At 70.8% G+C, this 25,784-nt stretch carries 22 protein-coding genes and 1 pseudogene; 10 read left to right on the top strand and 13 right to left on the bottom strand.

Translation table 11 applies throughout. The annotated features are described in order from the left end of the window. Nucleotides 1-2: 2 nt before the first annotated feature. On the bottom strand, nt 3-1,385 hold the full coding sequence (hisD, locus tag LO772_RS24800; RefSeq protein WP_231774242.1) for a histidinol dehydrogenase: 1,383 nt from the start codon (nt 1,383-1,385) through the stop codon (nt 3-5). A 147-nt stretch (nt 1,386-1,532) separates the two neighbouring features. On the opposite strand from hisD, the gene LO772_RS24795 reads away from it, so the two are divergent. The 5 genes from LO772_RS24795 (at nt 1,533) to LO772_RS24775 (ending at nt 5,006) form a co-directional block, all read left to right on the top strand. Beyond that, a complete protein-coding gene (locus tag LO772_RS24795) occupies nt 1,533-3,080 on the top strand; it encodes an oxidoreductase (RefSeq protein ID WP_231774241.1) in 1,548 nt (515 codons plus the stop codon). A gap of 93 nt (nt 3,081-3,173) precedes the next feature. Next, on the top strand, nt 3,174-3,851 hold the full coding sequence (locus tag LO772_RS24790) for an LON peptidase substrate-binding domain-containing protein (protein WP_231774240.1): 678 nt from the start codon (nt 3,174-3,176) through the stop codon (nt 3,849-3,851). Between the two features lie 16 nt (nt 3,852-3,867). Beyond that, nucleotides 3,868-4,368, top strand: a complete 501-nt coding sequence (gene ybaK / locus LO772_RS24785; RefSeq protein WP_231774239.1) for a Cys-tRNA(Pro) deacylase — start codon at nt 3,868-3,870, stop codon at nt 4,366-4,368. A 24-nt stretch (nt 4,369-4,392) separates the two neighbouring features. Continuing rightward, complete coding sequence (locus LO772_RS24780; protein WP_231774238.1) at nt 4,393-4,668, top strand: hypothetical protein; 276 nt, start codon at nt 4,393-4,395, stop codon at nt 4,666-4,668. Next, complete coding sequence (locus LO772_RS24775; protein ID WP_231774237.1) at nt 4,665-5,006, top strand: type II toxin-antitoxin system PemK/MazF family toxin; 342 nt, start codon at nt 4,665-4,667, stop codon at nt 5,004-5,006. The genes LO772_RS24780 and LO772_RS24775 overlap by 4 nt, the downstream gene beginning before the upstream one ends. A gap of 6 nt (nt 5,007-5,012) precedes the next feature. Here the strand turns inward: LO772_RS24775 and LO772_RS24770 are convergent, their stop codons facing one another. Next, a complete protein-coding gene (locus LO772_RS24770) occupies nt 5,013-5,720 on the bottom strand; it encodes a hypothetical protein (RefSeq protein ID WP_231774236.1) in 708 nt (235 codons plus the stop codon). 181 nt (nt 5,721-5,901) lie between these two features. Between LO772_RS24770 and LO772_RS24765 the strand changes: the two genes are divergently transcribed. Beyond that, the gene (locus tag LO772_RS24765) at nt 5,902-7,101 is read left to right on the top strand and encodes an RNA-guided endonuclease InsQ/TnpB family protein (protein WP_231774235.1); all 1,200 of its coding nucleotides are present in this window, start codon (nt 5,902-5,904) and stop codon (nt 7,099-7,101) included. 50 nt (nt 7,102-7,151) lie between these two features. Here the strand turns inward: LO772_RS24765 and LO772_RS24760 are convergent, their stop codons facing one another. Together LO772_RS24760 and LO772_RS24755 are read right to left on the bottom strand one after the other, a co-directional pair. Continuing rightward, nucleotides 7,152-7,946: an ABC transporter permease gene (locus LO772_RS24760; protein WP_443089308.1), complete on the bottom strand. Its 795-nt coding sequence runs from the start codon at nt 7,944-7,946 to the stop codon at nt 7,152-7,154. Continuing rightward, nucleotides 7,943-8,839, bottom strand: coding sequence for an ABC transporter ATP-binding protein (locus tag LO772_RS24755; RefSeq protein WP_443089468.1), 897 nt, complete (start codon nt 8,837-8,839; stop codon nt 7,943-7,945). The genes LO772_RS24760 and LO772_RS24755 overlap by 4 nt, the downstream gene beginning before the upstream one ends. Nucleotides 8,840-9,843: 1,004 nt before the next feature. On the opposite strand from LO772_RS24755, the gene dnaE reads away from it, so the two are divergent. From dnaE to LO772_RS24740, 3 genes are all read left to right on the top strand, one after another. Continuing rightward, a complete protein-coding gene (dnaE, locus tag LO772_RS24750; RefSeq protein WP_269453084.1) occupies nt 9,844-13,407 on the top strand; it encodes a DNA polymerase III subunit alpha in 3,564 nt (1,187 codons plus the stop codon). Continuing rightward, nucleotides 13,404-13,829: a DUF6300 family protein gene (locus LO772_RS24745; RefSeq protein ID WP_231774234.1), complete on the top strand. Its 426-nt coding sequence runs from the start codon at nt 13,404-13,406 to the stop codon at nt 13,827-13,829. Before dnaE ends, LO772_RS24745 begins: the two co-directional genes overlap by 4 nt. 207 nt (nt 13,830-14,036) lie before the next feature. Next, on the top strand, nt 14,037-15,203 hold the full coding sequence (locus LO772_RS24740; RefSeq protein ID WP_231774233.1) for a mechanosensitive ion channel family protein: 1,167 nt from the start codon (nt 14,037-14,039) through the stop codon (nt 15,201-15,203). Between the two features lie 19 nt (nt 15,204-15,222). Here the strand turns inward: LO772_RS24740 and LO772_RS24735 are convergent, their stop codons facing one another. From LO772_RS24735 to LO772_RS24710, 6 genes and pseudogenes are all read right to left on the bottom strand, one after another. Further along, on the bottom strand, nt 15,223-15,696 hold the full coding sequence (locus LO772_RS24735; RefSeq protein WP_231774232.1) for a DUF4240 domain-containing protein: 474 nt from the start codon (nt 15,694-15,696) through the stop codon (nt 15,223-15,225). 77 nt (nt 15,697-15,773) lie between these two features. Then, entirely contained in the window at nt 15,774-16,361 is a 588-nt protein-coding gene (locus LO772_RS24730) for a dienelactone hydrolase family protein (RefSeq protein ID WP_231774231.1), read from the bottom strand. Nucleotides 16,362-16,459: 98 nt separating this feature from the next. Next, nucleotides 16,460-17,407 (bottom strand): RluA family pseudouridine synthase, encoded by a 948-nt coding sequence (locus tag LO772_RS24725; protein WP_231774230.1) that lies wholly within the window; start codon nt 17,405-17,407, stop codon nt 16,460-16,462. A 136-nt stretch (nt 17,408-17,543) separates the two neighbouring features. Then, a pseudogene (gene lspA, locus LO772_RS24720) lies at nt 17,544-18,290 on the bottom strand (signal peptidase II); the annotation flags it as partial. Between the two features lie 62 nt (nt 18,291-18,352). Continuing rightward, the gene (locus LO772_RS24715) at nt 18,353-18,970 is read right to left on the bottom strand and encodes a TraR/DksA family transcriptional regulator (RefSeq protein ID WP_231779704.1); all 618 of its coding nucleotides are present in this window, start codon (nt 18,968-18,970) and stop codon (nt 18,353-18,355) included. A 259-nt stretch (nt 18,971-19,229) separates the two neighbouring features. After that, a complete protein-coding gene (locus LO772_RS24710; protein WP_231774229.1) occupies nt 19,230-19,523 on the bottom strand; it encodes a DUF167 domain-containing protein in 294 nt (97 codons plus the stop codon). Nucleotides 19,524-19,910: 387 nt separating this feature from the next. On the opposite strand from LO772_RS24710, the gene ileS reads away from it, so the two are divergent. Then, nucleotides 19,911-23,063, top strand: a complete 3,153-nt coding sequence (gene ileS, locus LO772_RS24705) for an isoleucine--tRNA ligase (protein ID WP_231774228.1) — start codon at nt 19,911-19,913, stop codon at nt 23,061-23,063. A 386-nt stretch (nt 23,064-23,449) separates the two neighbouring features. On the opposite strand, the gene LO772_RS24700 is transcribed toward ileS, so the two are convergent. From LO772_RS24700 to LO772_RS24690, 3 genes are all read right to left on the bottom strand, one after another. Then, nucleotides 23,450-24,718: a DivIVA domain-containing protein gene (locus LO772_RS24700; protein ID WP_231774227.1), complete on the bottom strand. Its 1,269-nt coding sequence runs from the start codon at nt 24,716-24,718 to the stop codon at nt 23,450-23,452. 46 nt (nt 24,719-24,764) lie between these two features. Continuing rightward, nucleotides 24,765-25,049: a YggT family protein gene (locus LO772_RS24695; RefSeq protein ID WP_231774226.1), complete on the bottom strand. Its 285-nt coding sequence runs from the start codon at nt 25,047-25,049 to the stop codon at nt 24,765-24,767. A gap of 81 nt (nt 25,050-25,130) precedes the next feature. Continuing rightward, complete coding sequence (locus LO772_RS24690) at nt 25,131-25,730, bottom strand: cell division protein SepF (protein ID WP_231774225.1); 600 nt, start codon at nt 25,728-25,730, stop codon at nt 25,131-25,133. Between the last annotated feature and the right edge of the window lie 54 nt (nt 25,731-25,784).

Genomic DNA, 25,784 nt, shown 5'->3' with positions numbered 1-25,784 from the left:
GGTCACTCCGGCACCGCCTCTCCGCCGCGCGCGGCCGGTTCGTCTCCGGCGCCGCGCTTATTCGGTTCGCCCCCAACGAAACGTGCCTTGATCGCCGCCCCGTGCCCCGGCAGGTCCTCCGCCTCGGCGAGGGTCACCACGTGGTGCGCGACCTCGGCGAGCGCACGCTCGTTGTAGTCGACGACGTGGATGCCGCGCAGGAACGACTGCACCGACAGCCCCGAGCTGTGGCACGCGCAACCGCCGGTCGGCAGCACGTGGTTGGACCCCGCGCAGTAGTCGCCGAGGGAGACCGGCGCCCACGGCCCGACGAAGATCGCGCCCGCGTTGCGCACCCGGGCGGCGACCGCGGCGGCGTCGGCGGTCTGGACCTCCAGGTGCTCGGCCGCGTACGCGTCGACGACCTTGAGCCCGTCGTCCACCGAGTCGACCAGCACGATGCCCGACTGGCGGCCCGCGAGCGCCGTCGTGACGCGCTCGACGTGCTTGGTCGCGGCCACCTGCGTCCTCAGCTCGGCCTCGACCGCGTCGGCCAGCTCCGCCGAGTCGGTGACCAGCACGGACGCGGCGAGGGTGTCGTGCTCGGCCTGGCTGATCAGGTCGGCGGCGACGTGCACGGGGTCGGCGGTCGCGTCGGCGAGCACCGCGATCTCGGTGGGCCCCGCCTCGGAGTCGATCCCGATGCGGCCCTTGAGCAGGCGCTTCGCGGAGGCGACGTAGATGTTGCCGGGGCCGGTCACCAGGCGCACGGGCTCGCAGGGCCCCGCGCCGTACGCGAACATCGCCACGGCCTGCGCCCCGCCGACCGCGTAGACCTCGTCGACGCCGAGCAGCGCACACGCGGCCAGGATGGTCGGGTGCGGCAGGCCACCGAACTCCTTCTGCGGCGGCGACGCGACCGCGAGCGACCCGACGCCCGCCTCCTGCGCCGGCACCACGTTCATCACCACGGACGACGGGTACACGGCCAGCCCGCCCGGGACGTACAACCCGACGCGCTCGACCGGAACCCACCGCTCGGTAACGGTGCCGCCGTCGGACACCCGCGTCGTCACATCCGTGCGCCGCTGGTCCCGGTGCACGATCCGCGCCCGGCGGATCGTCTCCTCCAGCGCCGCCCGCACCTTGGCGTCCAACGCGTCCAGGGCCCGCGCGATCGCCTCGCCCGGCACCCGGATGTCGGCGATCCGCACCCCGTCGAACCGCTCCCCCAGCTCTATGAGCGCCTCGACCCCGCGATGGCGCACGTCCTCGCAGATCGGACGGACCTTCTCCAAGGCCGCCTCGACATCGAACTCGGCACGGGGCATCACGTCGCGCAGGGCGGCGGGCCGGTCCAGGACGGCCCGGCCGGCGGAGCCGCGCAGATCGATACGGGAGATCACCCGCCCCAGTGTAGGGAGGACGCCCGGGCCGGGTTCCCACGTGTCGGTTCGTGAGACGCGGAGGGGCCGCCGCGCCGGCTCGCGGACCCCACACAATGGGGTCGGTTCGCCGCCACGGCGATCGACGGCACGGCTTCGGGGGACCATATGGCCGAACAGCGGTATCCCAACGACCTGAGCGCCCCGGAGCGGCGCGTGTGGGACGCGTACCGGAACGGGGAGCGGTGCGTGCTGGGCGGGGCCGTCCCCGACCCCGCGGCCCGCGGCGGCCCCTTCCTGACCGAGGACGCCGGAGCCGACTGGGGGCCGGAGCGGACCGTGCGCGCCGACGTCCTGGCGCGGCTGCTGGTCGGCGGCCCCGACCCCGCGCCGGGGCGCGTCCCGGCACTCGATCTGGCGGGCGCCCGGGTGGTCGGCGACCTGAACCTGCGCGGGGCGCGCGTCGACGCGTATGTGGAGCTGAGCGGCTGCCGGTTCGAGGGGCGTGTGCTCCTCAACGACGCCGTGACCGGCACGTTCCGCCTGATCGGCTGTACCGTCCCGGCGATCCGGGCACGCCGGGTCCGCGTCGGGGGCGAGTTGTCGGTGACCCTGTGCCGGGTCGGGCGCGGGATCATCCTGACGGACGCCGCGATCGAGACGGACCTGATACTCAACGGCTCGCGGGTGGCCCCGATGAGCGACGGCCACGCGGTCGCGGCGGACGGTCTGGTCGTCGACCGCGACCTCAGCGCGAACGGGCCCTTCCACTCCACCGGAGTCGTCAACCTGCGCAGCGCGCGGATCGGGGGCCGGGTGACGTTCTACCGGGCCCGGCTCGACGCGCTGCCGGGCACCAACGCACGCGGCTTCCGGCACCTGGCCCTGGACGCGGCGGGCCTCGTCGTCGAGCAGACCCTGCACCTCAGCGACTCGCCCACGGGGTCGGGCTCGTTCCGCTTCAGCGACGCGCGGTTCGGCGACGCCTTGGTCATCAGCTACGCGACGATCCTGCGCGAACCGGAGGAGGAGTTGCTGATGTGGCGCGTCACGGCGGGAACGCTGTCACTCGACATGACCCCGAACCCGCGCGGCCGAGTGGTTCTGCGCGGCGCCCGGCTCGACACCCTGACCGATACGCCGGACACGTGGCCGACCGGGGTGGGCCGGGTCACGATCGGCGGGATGACGTACGCGGCGCTGCGTTCCGAGCGCCCGATGGGCCTGGCCCGCAGGCTCGCGTGGCTGGCGGACGCGACCGCCGACTACGAGCCGCAGCCGTACGAGCAGTTGGCCGCCGCCTACCGTGCGTCCGGCCACGACGAAGAGGCCCGCGCCGTTCTGCTCGCGAAGCAGCGCCGCAACCGCGAAACCCTCCGGTTCCCCGGCCGCGTCTGGGGCCATGTACAGGATGCCGCGATCGGGTACGGCTACCGCCCCGCCCGCGCGCTGCTGTGGCTCGTCGCCCTGATCGCCGTGGGCACCCTGGCGTTCGCGATCGACCGCCCGACGCCGGTCAAGGCCGACGAGGCCCCGCACTGGAACGCCTTCTTCTACACCGTCGACCTGCTGCTCCCGGTCGTCGGCTTCGGGCAGGAGGCGGCGTGGAACCCGGGCGGCTGGGCGCAGTGGGCCGCGTACACGCTGGTGATGCTGGGCTGGGTGCTCGCGGGCGCGGCGGCGGCGGGCGCGACGCGCGTGATGAACCGCGCGTAGTGCCGCGCCCCGGCGACCGCGGGCCGCGTGGTGGGCGTCACGCACGGCGAAACTCCGCTGAACCCACGCGATCGACGGCACTACTCTTGCCCCGTGACCGACCGGCTTCCGCTTTTCCCGTTGAACTCGGTGCTGTACCCGGGTCTCGTGCTGCCCCTGAATGTCTTCGAGGAGCGCTATCGGCGCCTGGTGCGGGACCTGTTGGCGCTGCCCGACCGGGAGCGCCGGTTCGGCGTGATCGCCCTGCGCAGCGGGCGCGAGGTCGGGGCGCTCCCGGTCGACCCCGCCGAGGCGCTGTTCCCGCTGGGCTGCACCGCCGAGGTCGCGACGATGCGGCCCCACGCGGACGGCCGCTACGACATCGTCGCGACGGGCGCCACGCGGTTCCGGCTGCTCTCGGTCGACGATACCGGGCCGTATCTGGTCGGTGAGGTCGAGTTCCTGGAGGAACCGGCGGGCGACGACGCGGAGGTCCTGGCCCTCGCGGTGACGCGTGCGTTCACCGATTACCAGCGCGAACTGGTCGAAGCGCAGGGACGCGGCCCGGTGGAGCTGCCGGAGTTGCCCGACGATCCGGTGGTGTTGTCGTACCTCGTCGCCGCCGCGATGGTCCTGGATCTGACGGACAAACAGAAACTTTTGTCGCTGGACGACGCCACCGTGCGCCTGCGCGGCGAACTGGGGCTGCTGCGGCGCGAGACCGCCCTGCTGGGCCACATCCGCGCGCTGCCCGCGGTGGAGCTGCTGCGCCAGAAGGCCGGTCCGAACTGATTTCCGAGGAGCAAGTGTGGCCAGGGCCAAATCCGGTCGCGGCGGGACGGGAACCCCGGCGACGGTCGCGCTGACCCGCGCGGGTGTGGCCTTCACGGTCCACGCGTACGATCACTCCCCCGGCACCGCGTCGTACGGCGAGGAAGCGGCCGCGGCCCTCGGCGTCCCGGCCGAGCGCGTCTTCAAGACCCTCCTCGCCGATATCGACGGAGCCCTGACGGTGGCCGTCGTCCCGGTCGCCGGAAAGCTCGACCTGAAGGCCCTGGCCGCGGCGGTCGGCGGCAAACGCGCCGCGATGGCCGACCCGCCCACCGCCGAACGCGCGACCGGCTACGTCGTCGGCGGCATCTCCCCACTCGGCCAGAAGAAGCGCCTCGCCACGGTCGTCGACGCCTCCGCCCGCACCCACGAAACGATTTTTGTCTCCGCGGGCAAACGCGGCCTGGAAGTCGAACTCACCCCGACCGACCTGATCACCCTGACCACCGCGACCACTGCCGACATCGGGCGGCCCTAGTATCCACATCGGTATACTCCGAGTATGACCACCACCATAAAGATCACTTCCGAAACGCGGGACCGTCTTCGCGGCTGGGCCGACCGCCGCGGTGTCAAAACCCTCGATCAAGCCCTGAACGCGTGCCTGGACGCCGCGGAGAGCCACGAGCAGATGCAGGCCGTTGGTGCGGCAATGGCCCGGATGCGCCGCGGCGATCCCGATGCCTGGGCGGCTTACACCCGTGAGCGCGACCTGTGGGACTCGGCGGACGACGGGCTCGGCGCGGCCGGCGACGAATACCCGGAGTACAACCGTTGAAAGACGACTACCACCCGGGCGACATCGTCCTGGTCGACTTGGAGCCGTCCGTCTCCGGCCAACAAGGCGGCAAACGCCCGGCGCTTGTTCTGTCCGCGTCGTCATTCAACAACTGGCCCATCGGTCTTGTCGTCATCGTGCCGATCACCAGCCGTGACACAGGCTTCGCACACCATGTGCGCGTCGGCCATGACGGCGGATTGGATCGCCCGAGCTGGGCCATGCCGGAATACATGCGCTCTGTCACGCAGCGCCGAATCGCTCGACTCATCGCGCAAGCCGACGAGGCGACGCTCTTGTCGGTGCGCGTGTGGGTGGACCGAATTCTCGGCCGCTGACCGCTGCTATCGCCGGTCGCGGTGTCGGCTTGGGTCCGGGTCGGTGGCGGCGGAGGCGTCGCCGGGTGTCCCGGGGTTCAACGGGGTGGTGTTCGACGGTGTGTGGCTCGCCGGGGGCCAGGCGATCGCCGGCTTGGGGGCGGGGTCGCGGGGGCCGAAGCCGGCGCTGAGGCACAGGAAGAGGATCAGCGAGGCCATCGGCCACAGGTACAGGACGCCCAGGGCCTGGATGCGCAGCGGTTCGTCGAATTCGATGCGGCCGTCGCGGGCCAGCAGTTCGGAGCCGAACGTGTCGGGGCCGAGCGCCGCGCCGACCTTGTAGGCGACGTACGAGCCGAGCAGGCCGCCGGCGCCGAGGCCGACCGCGACGCCGATGCCCAGCCGGCGGCCCTTCCAGAAGGCCAGGCCGGCGAGGACCAGGCCGACGACGACGCCGATGACGGCGAACCAGCCGTCGCGCGCGATCTCCGACTCGGACTGGGCGTTGGGCCGCAGGTACTCGGTGTGGTCGACGATGATCTTCGGGATCTCGGGGGCGATGGCGTACCAGACCGCGCCGGCGCCCACTCCGACGACCAGGCACACGCCCAGCACGATCGCGCCCGCGACGACGTCGCCGCGCGCCGCCTGCCACCACGACGCCGGGCCGCCGTCGGGAGGCCCGGACGACGGGGTGGCGGCCGGTGACGGGTCGAATTGCCAGGGCGACGTCATCAGATTTTCTCCGTGGATACCACGGCCTTGGGGCCGGGGAGGAATCGGATCACCTGCGGTGCAGGGCAGGGACAGCTGTTCCGCCCCCTAGGGCGGAACAGCGTTGGTCGGCGGGTGTGTCGGGCTCCCGTGGCTCGAACAGGATTTCGCTTTCGCTGCGGTGACCGTTAGAGTACGCCAGGTGACAGAGCGTGTGGTGAAGCGGGCGTTCCGCTACCGCTGCTACCCGACGGAGTGTCAGGCGGCGGAGCTGTCGCGCACGTTCGGCTGTGTCCGCCTCGTCTACAACAAGGCCCTGCACGAACGCACCCGCGCCTGGGAGGGCGAGCGGCGTCGGGTCTCGTACGCGCAGACCTCGGCCGCGTTGACCGCGTGGAAGAAGACCCCGGAGTTGGGGTTTCTGGGCGAGGTGTCGTGTGTGCCGTTGCAGCAGGCGCTGCGGCATGTGCAGACCGCGTTCGCGAACTTCTTCGCGCGCCGGGCGCGGTACCCGAGGTTCAAGTCGCGGAAGAAGTCCCGGGCTTCTGCGGAGTACACCCGCTCCGCGTTCACCTGGCGCGACGGCCGGCTCACCCTGGCGAAGACGTCCGGGCCGCTGGACATCGTGTGGTCGCGTCCGATGCCCGAGGGCGCCGAGCCGTCGACCGTGACCGTGTCCCGCGACAGCGCGGGGCGGTGGTTCGTGTCCCTGCTGTGCGACGACACCGTCGCCCCCGCGCCGCCCACGAGCGAAGCGGTCGGAGTCGACCTGGGAATCACGTCGCTGGCGACCCTGTCGACCGGGGAGAAGACCGACAACCCCAGGCACGAGCAGCGCGACCGCGAACGCCTCGCCCGCGCGCAACGGAACCTCGCGCGCAAGGCCACGGGCTCGATGAACCGGGCGAAGGCCCGGCTCACGGTCGCGCGGGTGCACGCGCGGATCGCCGACCGGCGCCGCGACCACCTGCACAAGCTGTCGACTCGACTCGTTCGTGAAAACCAAACGATCGTGATCGAGGACCTGAGCGTCCGCAACATGGCCAAGAACCGCAGTCTCGCCCGCGCGATCGCGGACGCGGGGTGGCGGGATTTGCGGGCGATGCTCACGTACAAAAGCGCGTGGCATGGGCGCGAACTCGTCGTCGTGGACCGCTGGTTCCCGAGCAGCAGGCTGTGCTCGGCATGCGGGACAGTGGGCGCGAGGCTGCCGCTGGACGTGCGGGAGTGGACGTGCGCCTGCGGTACGGTCCACGACCGCGACGTGAACGCGGCGAAGAACATTCTGGCCGCCGGGCCGGCGGTGACAGTCTGTGGAGACGGTGTAAGACCTCAATGGAAGAAGTCCTTCCCGGGCGGGCGACGGTCGGCGAAGCAGAAACACCCACAGCGCGAGCCGTAGGAATCTCCCTCGTTCACGAGGGAGAGGAGGCCAAGAAGTCAGCGTCCCATTCAACCGCGTGCGGTCCGCCGGAAAGCCCAGGTGGAGAGGGTGAGCATGACGACGCCCACCCCCGCGCAGACGGCCAGGTTGGTCCCGAAGGCGGTCCAGTCGGGCGTGCCGTAGGTGGCGATGAACGCGTCGACGCCGTAGGACGACGGCAGCGCGTCGCGTCCGAGTTCGATCAGCCAGGGCATGCGGTCGGCGGGGATGACGCCCAGGAGCAGCGCCGCCGACATCCCCATCTGCCCCAGCAGGGTGGCCAGTTCGGGCCGGGGGGCGAGCAGGCCGCACACCGCGCCGACGCCCGCGAGGGCGGCCCCGGACAGCGGGACGACCACCAGCAGCGCCCACAGGTTCGCCAGCGGGAGCTGGAACATGAGCGCGCCGACGGCCGCCGTGGCGACGGTGCCCGGCAGCGTGAAGGAGGCGTACGCCGCCGCCATGCCGAGCACCACGGCGGCCGGGCGCACCGGCAGCGTCTTGTAGTAGTCGAGCGCGTTGGCCGCGCGGAGCGCCCCGAAGTGCTGGGCGAGCAGGTTGAGCGCGACGAACGCGACGACCAGCACGCTGGACCCGGCGACGACCGCCTCGCGGGCGCTGTCGGAGTCGGTGTCGACGACGCCGCGCATGAGGATCATGATCCCCACCGACTGGAACACGGCGACGAACAGCAGCGGCACGCGCGAGACCCTCGTACGGGAGAGCTGGGCGCGGTAGACGGCGACGAGGCCGTGCCACAGCGGTGTGACGGGCGCGAGCGCGATCGAGCCGTCGTGCGGGTGTTCGGGAGCGCGCGCCGTCACTTGGCCAGCCCCTCGTGCCGCCCGCCGAGGGCGAGGTACGCGTCCTCCAGGCTCGGCGTCGTCAGGGTGAAGTCGTCGAGCACCACGAACGCGGGCCCGGAGGTCACCGCGGCCAGCAGCTCGCGGGCGGTGGCGGGGTCGGTGCGCGTGGTCCACCGCCGGCCGACGCGGACCGCGTCGCGGGCGAGGCGGGCCACCGCCGGTTCGTCGAGCGGGGGGTCGCCCCGCCAGACGAGTTCGAGGCGCACCTCGTCGCCGGCCGCGGCCTTGAGACCGCCGGGGGTGTCGCACGCGATGATGCGGCCCTCGTCGAGCACGGCGACGCGGTCGAGGACCGTCTCGGCCTCGATGACGTTGTGGGTGACCAGCAGCACCGTGGTGCCGCGGTCGGCGCGCCGGCGGTCGATGGCGGCCCAGACCGCGCGGCGGGCGACCGGGTCCATGCCGACCGTCGGTTCGTCGAGGACCAGGACCGGGCGGTCGCCGACCAGGGTGGCCGCGACGCAGGCGAGGCGGCGCTCGCCGCCGGACAGGTCCTTGAGCGGGCGTGCGGCCAGGTCGCCGAGACCCAGTTCCTCGACGACGGCGGCGCGCGCGGCGCGGGCCGGGGCGGTGCCGAGGGCGCGCAGCCGGGCGGTGGTCTCGATCGCGAGGGCGACGGTCAGTTCGTCGAGTGCCGCGGACTCCTGGGCGAGGTAGGCGACCAGGCGCGCGGCGACGTCGGGGCTGCGGACGACGTCGTGGCCGAACAGGTCGATGCTGCCCGCGTCGGGCCGCAGCAGGCCGGTCAACTGCCGGACGAGCGTGGACTTGCCGGCGCCGTTGGGGCCGAGCAGCCCGAAGATCTCGCCGCGGCGGATCTCCAGGGCGATGTCGGTGTTCGCGTGCACCATCGTGGGGGCCAGGCGGCTGCCGGTGCGGTACTTCTTGGTGAGTCCGGCGACGCGGTAACAGCCGGTCGCCGTGCCGCGCGGGGCGTCGGTGTCCGGGGCCGCGGCATCCCTCTTGGTGAAGGCTGCGCCGAGAATGGCCACGCTGTGCCTCTCCTGCCCGGTGGCCGCCGCGGGCGCGCCGGGGTGTCGTCGTCCATCTCTTGCGGAACGGCTCGTCGGTGTCGGGGCACGGGTGCCGTGCCCCAAAACTCTACGTGGCGGTGGCGGCTTCCCGCGCAACACCCCTGGCCGAGACCCGTGCGCACCGCCTCCGACCGGCCGCGCGGCCGTGCCGACGAGCCACCGGTGCCACTCGGGGTGACGCCGGTGCGGCCTCGGGTTCCCGCGGCGGGTGGCTCGGCCGCGCGGCGTGCGCGCCGCCGATCGTGTCGGATCCCGCCCCGTACCTTCGCCTCGTCGGGGCGCGCGTCATCGCCGCCCGCCGAGGCCCCCCAGCCCCCACCCATCGTGTCACGGCCGCGCGCCCGGGGCGCCGTCCGCGCGTTCGGTCAGCCGTTCTTGCCCGGCCTCGGATCCGGTCGTTCGGTCCGCAGGTCGGGCTGGGGCGCGGGCTGCCGATCGGACGGATGGGCGTGCTGTCGACCGTTGGTCATGGTCCTCCCCGTCTTCCCCCGGGCACCGCGGCCCGGGATGCGCGTGACCGAACCCGAACGCACGGCCACCCAGGAGAAAACCACTCTACGTGAACGCCGGTTCACACAGGGCCGTTTTCCGTCACATCGATATGCGCAACTTGTGGCGGTGCAAGGGGTGTTGGCGGCGCGCCGGGACCCAACCGCGCGGCCGGCGTCCGGGCCTGTGACGTGCTCTTCCGCGGTGTCGCGGCACGTCGGTGCCGATGGGACCAACCCACCGGAAGCCCGGCTACAGTTGAGGCTTCCTCCGGCCCGGGTGCCCCTCGGCGTGGGGTGCTCGGCCGACATCACAAGAGCGACGGAGGGCTTGTGTCCACTGACAGCTTCGTCCACCTGCACGTGCACACCGAGTACTCGATGCTCGACGGTGCGGCGAAGAACGGCAAGATGTTCGCCGAAGTGGAACGCCTCGGGATGCCCGCGGTCGCGATGTCCGACCACGGCAATATGTTCGGGGCGTACGAGTTCTTCCACACCTCCAAGAAGCACCCCGTCAAGCCGATCATCGGCATCGAGGCGTACGTCGCGCCGAGCACGCGGCACAGCCGCAAGCCGGAGTTCTGGGCCGGCACCGGCACCCGCAACACCGACGACGCCGCGGGCGAGGGCGGCAAGGACGTGTCCGGCGGCGGCCGGTACACCCACATGACGATGTGGGCGCGGAACGCCGGCGGGCTGCGCAACCTCTTCCGGCTCTCGTCGCTGGCGTCGATCGAGGGCTACTACATGAAGCCCCGGATGGACCGCGAGCTGATCGCGCAGCACGCCGACGGCATCATCGCGACGACCGGCTGCCCCTCGGGCGAGGTGCAGACGCGGCTGCGCCTGGGCCAGTACGACGAGGCGGTCAAGGCCGCGGCGGCGTACCAGGACATCTTCGGGAAGGACAACTACTTCCTGGAGCTGATGGACCACGGGCTCGACATCGAGCGCACGGTCCGCGAGGACCTGCTGCGCATCGCCAAACAGCTCGACATCCCGCTGCTGGCGACGAACGACTCGCACTACGTCACCGAGGACCAGGCGGACGCGCACGACAACCTGCTGTGCGTCGGCGTCGGCAAGAACAAGGACGACCCGAACCGCTTCCGGTTCAACGGCTCGGGCTACTACCTGAAGTCCGCGGCCGAAATGCGCTCGCTGTTCGGCGAGTTGCCCGCCGCGTGCGACAACACGCTGGCGATCGCCGAGCGCATCGAGCCGTACGACGAGGTCTTCACCTACGTCGACCAGATGCCGCAGTTCGACGTCCCCGAGGGCGAGACGCAGGCCAGTTGGCTGCGCAAGGAGTGCGAGAAGGGCCTGCACCTGCGCTACGGCGCCAACCCGCCCCAGGAAATGCTCGAACGGCTCGACATGGAGCTGTCGGTCATCTCCCCGCTCGGCTTCGACTCGTACTTCCTCGTGGTCGCGGACATCTGCAAGTACGCCCGCGACAACGGCATCCCGGTCGGACCGGGCCGTGGCTCGGCGGCGGGTTCGCTGGTCGCGTACCTCACGCGCATCACCGAGCTGGACCCGATCGAGCACGGCCTGCTGTTCGAGCGGTTCCTGAACCCCGAGCGCGTCAGCCCCCCGGACGTCGACATCGACTTCGACGACCGTCAGCGCGACCAGATGGTCCGCTACGTGTCGGAGAAATACGGTGCGGAGTACACCGCGCAGGTCAACACCTTCGGCACGATCAAGGCGAAGGCGGCCGTCAAGGACGCGGCCCGCATCCTCGGCTTCCCGTTCTCGATGGGCGACCGCATCACCAAGGCGATGCCGCCGGACGTCATGGGCAAGGGCGTCCCGCTCGCCGACCTGTTCAACTCCGAACACCCGCGCTACAACGAGGGCATGGAGATCCGGGCGCTCTACGAGAGCGACCCCGAGGTCAAGCGCGTCGTCGACACCGGCATGGGCATCGAGGGCCTGATCCGCGGCACGGGTGTGCACGCCGCCGCGGTCATCCTGTCGCGCACGCCGCTGCTCGACCTGATCCCGCTGCACCGCCGCGACAAGGACGGCGTGATCATCACCGGCTTCTCGTACCCGCAGTGCGAGGAGATGGGCCTGATCAAGATGGACTTCCTGGGTCTGCGCAACCTGGGCATCATCGACCACGCCATCAAGATCATCAAGGAGAACCGGGGCGCCGACGTCAAGACGGAGGACATGCCCCTGGACGACCCGAAGACGTACGAACTGCTCGCCCGCGGCGACACCCTCGGCGTCTTCCAGCTCGACGGCGGGCCCATGCGCGCGCTGCTGAAGCTCATGAAGCCCACCGAGTTCGCCGACCTCTCGGCCGTGAGCGCCCTGTACCGGCCGGGGCCGATGGGCATGAACTCGCACATCAACTACGCGCTGCGCAAAAACGGCCAGCAGCCGATCGAGCCGATCCACCCCGAGCTGGAGGAACCGCTCAACGAGGTCCTCGGCCCCACCTACGGCCTGATCGTCTACCAGGAGCAGGTGCAGCTCGCGGCCCGGGTGCTCGCCGGCTACACGCTCGGCGGCGCGGACCTGCTGCGCCGGGCGATGGGCAAGAAGAAGAAAGAGGTCCTGGACAAGGAGTTCATCCCCTTCCAGGAAGGCATGCGCAAGAACGGCTACTCGGACGAGGCGATCCAGTCCGTGTGGGACGTCCTCGTCCCGTTCGCCGGGTACGCGTTCAACAAGTCGCACTCGGCGGCGTACGGCCTGGTCTCCTACTGGACCGCCTACCTCAAGGCCAACTACCCCGCGGAATACATGGCCGCCCTCCTGACCTCCGTCGGCGACGACAAGGACAAGATGGGCGTCTACCTCTCCGAGACGCGGCGCATGGGCATCAAGGTCCTGTCCCCCGACGTCAACGAGTCCGCGGTCGAGTTCACCGCCGTCGGCGACGACATCCGCTTCGGCCTGACCGCCGTGCGCAACGTGGGCGCGAACGTCGTCGAATCGCTCATGAAGACCCGCAAGGCCAAGGGCAAATACACGTCCTTCCAGGACTTCCTGTCCAAGGTCGAGATCACGGTGTGCAACAAGCGCACGATCGACTCGCTCATCAAGGCCGGCGCGTTCGACTCGCTCGGCCACACCCGCAAGTCGCTGTGCGCGGTGCACGAGAACGCCGTCGACGCCGTCATCGGGCTCAAGCGCCAGGAAGCCAACGGCCAGTTCGACCTCTTCGGCGGCGGGGGCGGCGACGAACCCGAGGACAAGCCCGCCGTCGGGCTCGACTTCAAGCTCTCCGACGACGAATGGTCACGCAAGCAACTGCTGTCCACCGAGCGGGAGATGCTGGGGCTGTACATCTCCAGCCACCCGCTCGACGGCGCCGAGCACATCCTCGCCCGCAACCGCGACATGTCGATCGCCGAGCTGGTCGGCTCCGGCCAGACCGACGGGTTCGTCAAGCTCGCCGGCCTGATCACCGGCGTCGACCGCCGCATCAACAAGGGCGGCAACCCGTGGGCGATCATCACGCTCTCCGACCACGACGCGTCGATCGAGGTGCTGTACTTCCCGAAGAACTACCTGCTGTTCGCACAGGAGTTCATCGAGGACAACGCCGTGGCGATCCGCGGGCGCATCAACGAACGCGACGGCGCCCTGTCCGTGTTCGGCGAGGAGCTGGTGCCGCTCGACATCTCCGCGGCCGAGCACGGCGGCCGGCCGCCGGTGGTGCTCAAGGTCCACGAGCGGCGGGTCACCCCCGACCTGGTCCGCCGTCTGAAGTCGACGATCCTCGCGCACCCCGGCGACACCGAGGTGCGGCTGCGCATGGAGAACCGGCTCGGCGGCACGACGCTGCTGCGCCTCAACCCGACCGTGGAGAACAACACGGCCTTCGCCTCGGAGATCAAGGTGCTGCTCGGCCCCGATTCGTGGGTGGTATGACCGCCGACGACCCGTCCGCCTCCGACGCCGCGGACGAGCCGACCGCGTGGTACGGCGCCGACGCCCTCCACGACCCGTACAACGACGCCGAGACGCACCGGCTGCACGGCATGGACCTGGCCGTGCAGTCGGACGCCCCGGTCTGCCGCCGCTGCGACGGCCCGGGGATTCTGGAGACGCGCGTCCCCCACGTCTGGGACAACGGCTACGGCGAACCCCTGCCGTGCGTCCGGGTCCTCGTGCTGTGCCCCGCGTGCGACCACGGCACCCCGGCCGCCGCCGACCTGCTCGCGCTGTTCACCGTCGACGACCGGATCGGCGACGCCAACGCCGAGGTCTTCGGCGACCTCGTCGCCCGATGGCTCGCCGAGGCCACCGCGCTGCCCGCGCACCCGGCGACGCTGGAGGACTCCGGCGACTGACGCGGCGTCACCCGGGCACGGGCGAGTCGACGGGTTCTTCCGCCTACCATCACCGGCAACTCCGAAATGCCGTGAAATCGAACGAGATCGGACAAATCGCGGTTGGACGTCACTCGAACGGGTGGCTAGCGTGGCTGGTCCACCGATCGATCCGGACGACCCCGGCGGTCCGTTCGACGCAGTCGAGTCTCAGGGAGAGCAGCAACCGTGGACGTCTGGGAGATCCTTCGCCCCCTGATCGTTCTGGTCGCGGTCCTCGCCCTCACCGGCGTCGCCACGTGGCTTCTCGCGAAAGTCGCCCGCGAGGTGCAGACCCGGCGGCCGACCTCGGGCCCGCTGTGGCCGATGCTGCGCCGCTCGCGCGCGTCCTGCGTGGTGACGCTCGCGACCGTCCTCGCGCTGCTCGCCGAGCCCGCCGCGGATCTGCCGCACGACACCAGCGAAACGGTCCGCCACATCCTGGTCCTGGCCGTCATCGGGTCGTGTGCCTGGCTCGCGATCCATGCCGCGAACGTCCTGGTGAACACGTCGTTCGAGAAGTACGCGGCCGTCGCGACGGACACCGGAAAGGTCCGGCGCGTCCGCACCCAGATCGACCTGATCCGGCGCGTCGGCTCGGCCCTGGTCGCGGTCGTCGCGATCGCGTCGATGATCATGACGTTCCCCGGTATGAAGACCATCGGCACATCGCTGCTGGCGTCCGCGGGCCTCTTCGGCGTCGTCGCGGGCCTCGCGGCCCAGAGCACCCTGGCGAACCTCTTCGCGGGCCTCCAGATCGCGTTCAGCGACATGGTGCGCATCGGCGACTCGGTCGTCGTCGACAAGCAGATGGGCACCGTCGAGGAGATCACGCTCACCTACCTCGTGGTCAACACCTGGGACCAGCGGCGCGTCGTCATGCCGGTCTCGTACTTCACCGGCCGCCCGTTCGAGAACTGGTCGCGCACCGACACCCGCATGACCGGAACGGTGTTCCTGCACCTGGACCACTCGACCCCGGTGGGCGAACTGCGCGAGGAGCTGCACCGCATCCTGAAGGACTCCGGCCTGTGGGACGGCCAGGGCTGGAGCCTCTACGTCACCGACACGACCCCGACCACGATCGTGGTGCGCGCCGTCGTGACGGCCCGCGACTCCGACGACGTGTGGACACTGCGCTGCGAGGTCCGCGAGAAGCTCCTCGACTTCATCCGCCGCAAGCACCCCTACGCCCTGCCGCGCGTACCGACCTCCGCGGCGAGCGTCCCGGCGTACGGGGACGGCAGCGACGCCTACGAGCAGCAGCCCCGGTCCGCGCACATCCCGGCGCCCGCCGGCCCCAAGCGCTTCGTCGAACTTGCCAAGCGCCCCCGGGTCGACCTCGACAAGCACTGACGGCCGACGCGCGAGCCCGTCAGGTCGGGGCGAGCCCCGGCCAGCCCTGCGGATTCGAACCGGTCTCGTAGTCGAACGGCTCCTCGTGCTCCCACGGCCGCCCGGTCAGTTCCTCCCAGGCGTCCTCCGCGACATAGAGCAGCGCCTCGCCGTCGTACTCCGCCGCCGTATACGCGCAGAACGCGGTCGCGTCGGCCAGCACGTGCCGGTACGCGTCACGGCCCGCGGCGACGACCCCGCAGCGGGCGTAGAGGAAGCCGTCCGCCGACATCGGCACCGGAACGCCCTGGCGGTCGGTCACGTCGATGTACGGCAGGGCGGCCAGATCGGCGCGGTCCAGGCGGTACAGCGCCTCGGCGAGCCGGTCGGCGAACCCGATGATCGCCGATTTGGAGCGGGTGGCGAGCACTTCGGTCAGGCGTTCGCAGGCGTCATCGTCCGCCCGACCACCGAGCAGGTCGATGAGTTCCCAGAATTCATCCCAATCCAGCACGGATAAATGGTCACATGTCCGCACCGAAGTCGCCTACCGCGACCTCGCTCCCCCAGAGCACCCGCAGCCCGCACGACCTAGTGGTCCGCGTCCCGGCTGTCGATCTCGTCGAGGAACGCCAGTGCCGCCGCCCACGTGCGCTCCGCGGCCTCGGCGTCGTGGTCGGGCAGGTCAGGGTCGGTGTAGATGTGCCCCGCACCCCGGTAGCGGTAGACCTCGACGTCCGCGCCCGCGGCGACCATGCGCAGGTACCACGCGTTGAGCCAGTCCTCGGTCTCGAACGGATCCGGCTCGGCGACGTGCAGTTGCACGGCCACCTCGGTCTCGGCGTCGTCGCGCAGGTCGGAGGTGCCGTGGAACATCAGCAGCCCGCCCGCGTACTCGTCCGCGAGGGCCAGGTTCTGGGCGAGCGACGCCCCCATCGAGAAGCCGGAGTAGACCAGTCCGCGCCCGAGCGGAGCGGCGGCGGCGACCGCGCGCCGGAGCAGCTCGTCGACGCCGATCTCCTCCTTCAGCTCCATGCCCTCTTCGACGGTGTCGGCGACGCGACCGTCGTACAGGTCCGGCACGGTCACCTCGTGGCCCGCCCGGCGCAGCCGGTCGGCGGCGGCGTGCACGGCGGGGCGCAGTCCGTACGCCGAAGGGAACAGCACGATGCGGGCCACGGGGCTCCTCGTCTTCGCGGATGGCGTGGGGAACACCGAACCCCGGACGAGGCTCGGCGGACGGCCGGGAGAACCGGCCGGCGGGACGGATCGACCGGTCAGCGGCCGTCGGAAACGCGTTCGAGCGCGCGTGCCAGATCGTCCGGATAGGTGCTGTCGAATTCGACCCACTCACCGCTGCCGGGATGCTCGAACCCCAGGTGGACGGCGTGCAGCCACTGCCGGGCCACGCCCAGCCGCTTGGCGAGCGTGGGGTCGGCGCCGTACATCATGTCGCCGACGCACGGGTGCCGCAGCGACGCCATGTGCACGCGGATCTGGTGCGTGCGCCCGGTCTCCAGCTTGATCGAGAGCAGGCTCGCGGCGCGAAACGCCTCCACGGTGTCGTAGTGCGTGACACTCGGCTTGCCGTCGGCGACGACCGCCCACTTCCAGTCGTGCCGGGGGTGCCGGTCGATGGGTGCGTCGACGGTGCCGGCGAGCGGGTCCAGGTGGCCTTGCACCAGCGCGTGATAGCGCTTGTCGACCGTGCGCTCGCGGAACTGCTGCTTGAGCAGGGTGTACGCCAGCTCCGACTTGGCGACCACCATGAGGCCGCTGGTGCCGGCGTCGAGGCGATGCACCACCCCTTGCCGCTCGGCCGCGCCGGACGTCGAGACGCGGTAGCCGGCCGCGGCGAGCCCACCGACGACGGTGGTGCCCTGCCAGCCGGGGCTGGGGTGCGCGGCGACGCCCAACGGCTTGTCGACGACGACGATGTGCTCGTCGTCGTGGACGACGGTCATGCCCGGCACGGGTTCGGCGACGACGCGCACGGGAGCGGGCGGGGCCGGCATCTCCACCTCGAGCCACGCGCCGCCGTTGACCCGGTCCGATTTGCCGGCGGGGCGTCCGTCGAGCAGCACTTTCCCGGCCGCGGCGAGCTCGGCCGCGCGCGTACGGGAGAACCCGAACATGCGCGCGAGCGCGGCGTCGACGCGCTCGCCTTCGAGGCCGTCGGGAACGGGCAGCGTGCGGATCTCGGGCGCACTGGTGGAGGAGGTCACCCGTCGAGTATGCCGGTTGCCGGGCTCAGGCGGTCCCGCCGCCCTTTCCCGCTCCGCCCTCGGCGGACCGCGCGTGGTCGGCGTCGTCCCCGGCCGCCTCGCCGTCTTCGTCGGCTTCGTCGTCTTCGCCCTCTTCGTCGCCTTCACGCGTGCCGTCGGGCTGGAGGCCGAGGAACGACAGCAGCACGATGAGGCAGCCGCCGATCACGATCGCGGAGTCCGCGAGGTTGAACACCGCGAAGTGCCGGGGGGCGATGAAGTCGACGACGTGGCCGCGCAGGAATCCGGGCGAGCGGAAGACCCGGTCGGTGAGGTTGCCGAGCGCGCCGCCGAGCAGCAGGCCGAGCGCGATCGCCCACGGCAGGCTGTAGAGCTTCCGCGACAGGCGCAGGATCACCACGATGATGGTGGCCGCGATCACGGTGAAGACGATCGTGTACGCCTCGCCGATCCCGAACGCCGCCCCGGGGTTCCGCGTCCCGCGGAACTGGAGCCAGTCGCCGATCAGGTCGATCGGCGCCTCGCCCTCCAGCTTCGCGACGACGACGAGCTTGCTGACCAGGTCCAGGACGTACGCGAACGCCGCCACGCCGAGCAGGACCGCGATCCGGCGCCCCCGGCCGGCCCTTGGCGCTGCCGGGGAGTCCTCACCGGACACGGCTTGGGAGGCCGCGGAGTCGGGGCCCGCCCCGGCGGCGGGTTGCGCGGCTCCCGTGCCGGGGGGCGCGGCGGGCGGGCGTGCCGCGCCCCCGGAACCGTCGGTGGGTCCGGGGGTGGCTCCGGTGCCGCCGTCCGTGGCGCCGTTCTTGTCGGTCGTGTGTGTCTTCTCGGTCTTGTCGGCGAGTGGCGTATGCCCCTCCCGCCGTTCCGCTCCGGTGCCGATGGCTCGCTCCGCTCCTCGTTCCGTCGGCGAGGAGCGTCACCCCCGAAGGGGTGACCCGGAGGCTACCGGCGTTCCTCGCGCTCTTTGCACGCCACACACAGGGTCGCACGCGGGAAGACCTGGAGTCGGGCCTTCCCGATGGCCGAACCGCACGACTCGCAGGCGCCGTATGTGCCGTCGGCAAGCCTGCGCAGGGCCCGCTCCGACTGGCTCAGCATGCCACGGGTCTGATTGGTGAGGGCCATCTCGTGCTCGCGCTCGAAATTCTTGGTCCCGGCGTCGGCCTGGTCGTCGCCCGCGCCGTCGCCGGAGTCGCGCAGCATGTCGGCGATCTCGTGCTCGGCGTAGCGGATCTCGGTGCCCAGCCGGGCCACCTCGTCGATGAGTCCTTCGCGGACCTCGCGCAGTTCGTCCTCGGTCCAGGCGTCCTCGCCCGGCCGTACGAGATAGGTCGACGGCGTGTGGATGCCTCCGGGCGGCGGGGCCACGACGGTCCGGGCGGCGATCCTCGCCGGGGCGGTCGTCTTGGCCTTCGACGTGCCGGTACGTGCGGTCGAACGGGCTCCCGTGCCCCTGCTTGTCGGCCCGCCGGACGCCGCGGCGCTGCCCGCGGTCTTGGTGGACCTGGCCGTCGTCACGCTGCGGATCCGTCCTCCGGCCGCCTTGCCGCTCTCCGCCATGGTCACGGCCCCCTCGTTCCGTAGGGTCTTTCGGACATACTGCACATATCTTGAAAAACAGTTCGGGAAGCTTACGCCCGCCCCTCACCCCGGACAACGGGGCGCGCTGCCGACAGCCGGAGTTATGGCAGGTCCGGCGACCGGCAACGTAAGTCGGTTGTGCCCAGAACCGGGCGTGACTATCCCTAGATGTACGTGTCCGCTTCGTTACCTGTTGGCGTACGGATCGTTAAGCACCGAGGGGCGGCCGAAAACCGCCCTACCCCGCGCGCAGCCGCTCCAACACGGCGTCGACGTCCGCCGGCGGGTCGGTCACCTCGACGACCTTGTCGCGGCTCGTGGCACCCGTCACCAGCGCCACCTGGCGGGGGCGCACCTTGAGTGCGGCGGCGAGCGCGGTGAGCGCGGCTGCCGTGGCCTTGCCCTCGACCGCGCGGGCGGAGACGGCGACGACCAGCGCGCCGCCGTGCGTGCCCCCGACCGCGGTACGGGACGCGCCGGGTTTGACACGGATCGCGATGCGGCGCGCGGCCGGGGCGTCGGCGGGGCTCATGACCGCCATGATGCCGTGCCCGGGCGATGCCGGGTGGGCCGGGCGCGGGCCGCGAAACCCTGGCGCGGCAGACCCGCGCGTGCCCGTAGAATTCGCGGCAGCGAGAAGGTGTCGATGGGGACGAGTAGGTCCGTACGCAGCCTTGAGCGATCCGGGGACGGTGGAAGCCCGGAGGCGTGCCCGGTCCGAAGATCACCCCGGAGCCGCCGGAAGAGCGGGCCCGCCGCGTCGGGCCCGGGTAGAACCGGCGCTCGCTGACGTCGAGAGGGTCGCGCGGCCCGCACGAGCGAGGCGACCGCGTGGCCAAGAAGGGTGGTACCGCGGGGCGCTCGCACGCCTCGTCCCTTCGGCCGGCATGATCCACGAGCCCGCGGAAGGAAGGCACGCATGTACCGCCCGGTACCGGCGCAGGTCGATCTGCCTGCCATGGAACACGAGGTCCTCGCGTTCTGGCAGGGGAACAACATCTTCGACCGCACCCTCGAACAGACCGCGGACGGACCGCGCTGGGTCTTCTACGAAGGCCCGCCCACCGCCAACGGCATGCCGGGCGCGCACCACATCGAGGCCCGCGTCTTCAAGGACGTGTTCCCGCGCTTCAAGACCATGAAGGGCCACTTCGTCCGCCGCAAGGCCGGGTGGGACTGCCACGGCCTTCCGGTGGAGCTGGCCGTCGAGAAGGAGCTGGGCTTCTCCGGCAAGCAGGACATCGAGGCGTTCGGCATCGCCGAGTTCAACGCCAAGTGCCGCGACTCGGTGCTGCGGCACGTGGACGCGTTCGAAGAACTCACCACCCGGATGGGCTACTGGGTCGACCTGTCGCAGGCGTACCGCACGATGGACCCCGAGTACGTCGAGTCCGTGTGGTGGTCCCTGAAACAGATCTTCGACAAGGGTCTGCTCGTGCAGGACTACCGCGTCGCGCCGTGGTGCCCGCGCTGCGGCACCGGCCTGTCCGACCACGAACTGGCCCAGGGCTACGAGACGGTCGTCGACCCGTCGGTCTACGTGCGCTTCCCGCTCACGTCGGGCCCGCTCGCCGACCGCGCCGACCTGCTGGTGTGGACGACCACCCCGTGGACGCTCGTCTCCAACACCGCCGCGGTGGTGCACCCCGACGTGACGTACGTGGTGGCCGCGAAGGACGGGGAGCGCCCGGTCGTGGTCGCCGAGCCGCTGGTGGAGAAGGCGCTCGGCGAGGGCTGGGCGCCCACCGGGGAGAGCTTCACCGGCCGCGAGCTCGAACGCTGGGCGTACCGCCGCCCGTTCGACCTCGTGCCGTTGGAGGACGCGAACTTCGTCGTGCTCGCCGACTACGTCACGACCGAGGACGGCACCGGCATCGTGCACGCCGCGCCGGCGTTCGGCGCCGAAGACCTCGCAGCCGTGCGGCCGTACGGCCTGCCGGTCGTCAACCCGGTCCGCACCGACGGCACCTTCGAACCCGAACTGCCGCTGGTCGGCGGGGTGTTCTTCAAGAAGGCCGACGAGGCGCTGGTCGCCGACCTGCGGACGCGCGGGCTGCTGTTCCGGCACCTGGAGTACGAGCACACGTACCCGCACTGCTGGCGCTGCCACACCGCGCTCATCTACTACGCGCAGCCGTCGTGGTACATCCGCACGACCGCGGTCAAGGACGCCCTGCTGCGCGAGAACGAGCGCACCAACTGGTACCCGGACACCGTCAAGCACGGCCGCTACGGGGACTGGCTCAACAACAACATCGACTGGGCGCTGTCGCGCAACCGCTACTGGGGCACGCCGCTGCCCATCTGGCGCTGCCCCGAGGGCCACCTGACGTGCGTCGGGTCGCTGGCCGAGCTGTCCGACCTGACCGGCCGCGACCTGTCCGAACTCGACCCGCACCGGCCCTACATCGACGACATCGTCTTCGCGTGCCCGGTCAAGCACGGCGACTCGGCGTGCACCGCGCCGACGACGCGCGTGCCGGAGGTCATCGACGCGTGGTACGACTCCGGCGCGATGCCCTTCGCGCAGTGGGGCTACCCGTACCGCAACCGCGAGATCTTCGAGCAGGCGTACCCGGCGCAGTTCATCAGCGAGGCGATCGACCAGACGCGCGGGTGGTTCTACACCCTCATGGCCGTCGGCACCCTGGTCTTCGACCGCTCCTCGTACGAGAACGTGGTCTGCCTGGGCCACATCCTCGCCGAGGACGGCCGCAAGATGTCCAAGCACCTGGGCAACATCCTCGAGCCGATCCCGCTCATGGACCAGCACGGCGCCGACGCGGTGCGGTGGTTCATGGCGGCGGGCGGCTCCCCGTGGGCCGCGCGCCGGGTCGGGCACGGCACGATCCAGGAGGTCGTGCGCAAGACGCTGCTCACCTACTGGAACAGCGTCAGCTTCCAGGCCCTGTACGCGCGCACGTCCGGCTGGACGCCGTCCGTCGACGACCCGGCCCCGGCCGACCGGCCGCTGCTCGACAAGTGGCTGCTGTCCGAGCTCAACCAGCTCGTCGGCGACGTCGACACCGCCCTGGAGTCGTTCGACACGCAGCGGGCCGGCAAGGCGCTGTCGGCCTTCGTGGACGACCTGTCGAACTGGTACGTGCGCCGCTCCCGGCGCCGCTTCTGGAACGGCGACGCCGCCGCGCTCGCGACGCTGCACACCGCCCTCGAAACGGTCACGCGGCTCATGGCCCCGCTGGTGCCGTTCATCACCGAGCGCGTGTGGCAGGACATCGTCCGGCCGGTCACGCCGGACGCCCGCGAGTCCGTCCACCTCGCGTCGTGGCCGGTCCCCGACGCCACCCTGATCGACCGCGAACTCTCGTCCCAGATGCTGCTCGTGCGCCGCCTGGTCGAGCTGGGCCGTGCCACGCGCGCCGACTCCGGCGTCAAGATCCGCCAGCCGCTCGGCCGCGCCCTGGTCGGCGCCCACGGCTGGGACGCGCTGTCGGACGAACTGCGCGCGCAGATCGCCGAGGAGCTCAACGTCGTGTCCCTCGCCTCGCTCTCCGAGGCCGGCGGCGATCTCGTCGAGTTCAGCGCCAAGGGCAACTTCCGGGCCTTGGGCAGGCGCTTCGCGAAGGAGACCCCCAAGGTCGCGAACGCCATCGCCGCCGCCGACGCCGCCGCGCTCTCCGCGGCGCTCAAGGCGACGGGCACCGCGACGGTCGACGTCGACGGAACCGCCGTCGACGTCTCCACCGACGAGGTGATCATCACCGAAAGCCCGCGCGAGGGCTGGGCGGTCGCCGCCGAGGCCGGGGCCACGGTCGCCCTCGACCTGCACCTGACCGACGAACTCCGCCTGGCCGGCACCGCCCGCGAGGCGATCCGGCTGATCCAGGAGGCACGCAAGAACTCCGGTTTCGACGTCGCCGACCGCATCACGGTGTGGTGGAGCGCCGACGAGAACGAGCACACGCGGTCGGCGCTGCTCGCCCACGGCCCGCAGATCGCCGAGGAAGTCCTCGCGCTCCAATTCGCCGAAGGCGCCCCCGAGGACGAGGAACTGCCCCTGCAGCAGGACGAGGCCCTCGGGCTCCGTTTCTGGCTCCGCAAGATCGCCTGACGCCTCACACACGGGTGAGCCTCCCCGGCCGATCGGCCGGGGAGGCTCACCCGTGTTCACGCGCTCTCGCGTGTATCCGCGGCGTCCACATGTCGGGATTCCGGGATGTATCACGAAGCCGCCAATAGCGGGCATTGATCCCCGTATTGGCCGAATGCCCGGGCGGAAACCCGCCGACCGCCCGACGCACACCGATGCACACCGACGCACAAAACAGCGGGTGCGCAAATCATCGGACAGACACGGTCGTTCTCGAAATCCGTCGGTACATCGCATTCATCCCGCGGTGAATCGCCCGCGCACCGGGCGGAAAACGTTTCGAGGCCCGTCCCCTTCCCCGGGGCGGGCCTCGAAACGTCGGTATTACCCGGACGCGTGACCGTGGGTCAGTTGTCGCCGTCCTCGTCGATGAGGAATCCCCGCATGGGCGAGGCCTGCTGCATGGGCTGCGGCTGCGGCGCCTGCGGGCGGACCGGGGCCATCTGCTGGGTCATCGGCTGGCTCATCGCTGGTGCCATCTGCTGCCCGATGGACGGCGTCATCGCCGGGGTCATCGACGAGGGCACCGGGGCCGAGGACATCGCGGGCGGGAGCGACGCGGTGGCGGGCGTACGAGGCGGCGCCAGCGAGTCGTCGGCCTGCGACTCCAGCTGACGCAGCTGGCTGTCGAGGTACGACTTCAGGCGCGTCCGGTACTCGCGCTCGAACGCGCGCAGGTCGTCGACCTTGCGTTCGAGGGTGGCCCGGGCGCTCTCCAGCGAGCCCATCGCGACGCGGTGCTTCTCCTGCGCGTCCCGCTCCAGGGCGTCGGCCTTGGAACGCGCGTCGCGCTCCATGCCCTCGGCGCGCGTACGCGCCTCGCCGACGATCTTGTTGGCCTCGGAACGGGCCTCCGCGATCGCCTGGTCCGCGGTCTGCTGCGCGAGCGCGAGCACGCGCGCGGCACTGTCACCGCCGGGGCCGCCGCCGGGGCCGCCCATCGGGCCGCCGCCGAGCTGCGGGGGACCGCCGAGCTGTCCCTGCTGCTGCATCGGGTGCTGCTGCGGCTGGAGTTGACCGCCGGGGGGAAGCTGGTGCTGTTGCTGCTGCATCTGCTGCTGGCCGGGGAACTGCCCGCCCTGCAACTGGTGCTGCTGGCCCGGCATACCGCCCGGACCGAGCTGCGGCTGACCGGGCATACCGCCGGGGCCGAGCTGAGGCTGACCACCGGGACCCAGCTGCGGCTGACCGCCCGGACCCAACTGCGGCTGGCCGCCGGGGCCAAGCTGCGGTTGGCCGCCCGGACCGAGCTGCGGCTGACCCTGCATCGGGTGTTGCTGCTGCTGTTGCGGACCACCGTGCATCTGAGGGGGGCCGCCCATCTGGCCTCCCTGTTGTGGCGGCGGCACCGAACTCGGCCCTGATATGGCAGCGGGCCCAGGAGCGTCGGGGCGTTCACGCTCCTTTCGTTGCTGGGCCGCTTGCTGCTGACTCTGCGCGGCGGCGCGCGTCGCGGCGGCGAGCTTGGCCCGGAGGTCTTCGTTCTCGCGCAACAGACGGGTCAGTTCCGCCTCGACCTCATCGAGGAACGCATCGACCTCGTCCTCGTCATAGCCCTCGCGGAGACGGACGGTCGTGAACTGCTTGTTACGCACGTCCTCGGGGGTCAACGGCATTTCTTCACCTCAACGTGATCGTCGGCATCCGGACAGACCGTACCGCTTACAACCTGCCCACGACGGCGATCAGGATGTAGACGATGATGATCAGTACGAAGAAGGACAGGTCGAGCGCTACGCCCCCGAGGCGCAGGGGAGGAATGAACCTGCGCAGCAGCTTGAGCGGCGGATCCGTGATGGAGTAGGTCGCCTCCAAAATGACGACCATGACCCCTCGGGGTTCGTAGGACCGCGCGAACTGAAACACGTAGTCCATCACCAAGCGAAAGATCAGCAGGAACAGAAAGCAGTACAGGACGATGGTGAGAACCTCGCCCGCGACGCTCATGCTTCTGCCCCCTCATACGCGTTCCCGGAAGATCCGGTTCCTCTCCTCAGTTCTCGCACCCCTCTGACATCAACCAGGTTTTCAGCTCTGGTTGAAGAACCCGCCTTCTGCGATGCGGGCCTTGTCCTCTGCTGTCACGTCGACGTTAGCAGGCGACAGCAGGAAGACTTTCTGGGTCACCCGCTCGATGCTGCCATGGAGACCGAAGACAAGTCCCGCAGCAAAGTCGACAAGTCGCTTTGCGTCGGTGTCCTCCATCTCCGTCAGGTTCATGATGACCGGTGTCCCTTCACGGAAGTGCTCACCGATCGTACGGGCTTCGTTGTAGGTACGGGGGTGCAGCGTCGTGATGCGGTACGGCTCACGCTCGCTGACAACTTTGTGTACGGTCACCGGTGCACTGCTCTCGGGGCGGCGGTCGGGGATGGTCGACACGGTTGCCCGGTGCTCGTCGAGATTGCGCTCGACGTGCAGGGCGGGCATGGACCGGGGGATTTCGTCGCGGCGTTCGCGGGGTGGCTCCTCCCGCCGCTCTTCCCGGCGCTCCTGCCTTGGCGGTTCGGAGTTCCGGTCGGCACGGCCGTCCTGGCCGATGTCGTCCTCATCGTAGTCGTCGTACTCGTAGACATCGTCCTCCACGAGGCCGAGGTAGACCGCCATCTTGCGCATCGCGCCGGCCATAGTCGCAGGTCCTCCATGGTGGATCGGCTGTGGGTCACCGTGGGTTGAGCGATC

The sequence above is a fragment of the Yinghuangia sp. ASG 101 genome (assembly GCF_021165735.1).
GTDB lineage: Bacteria > Actinomycetota > Actinomycetes > Streptomycetales > Streptomycetaceae > Yinghuangia.
The sequence above is the reverse complement of the archived record's forward strand: the minus strand, read 5'-3'. Positions and strand labels throughout refer to the sequence as shown.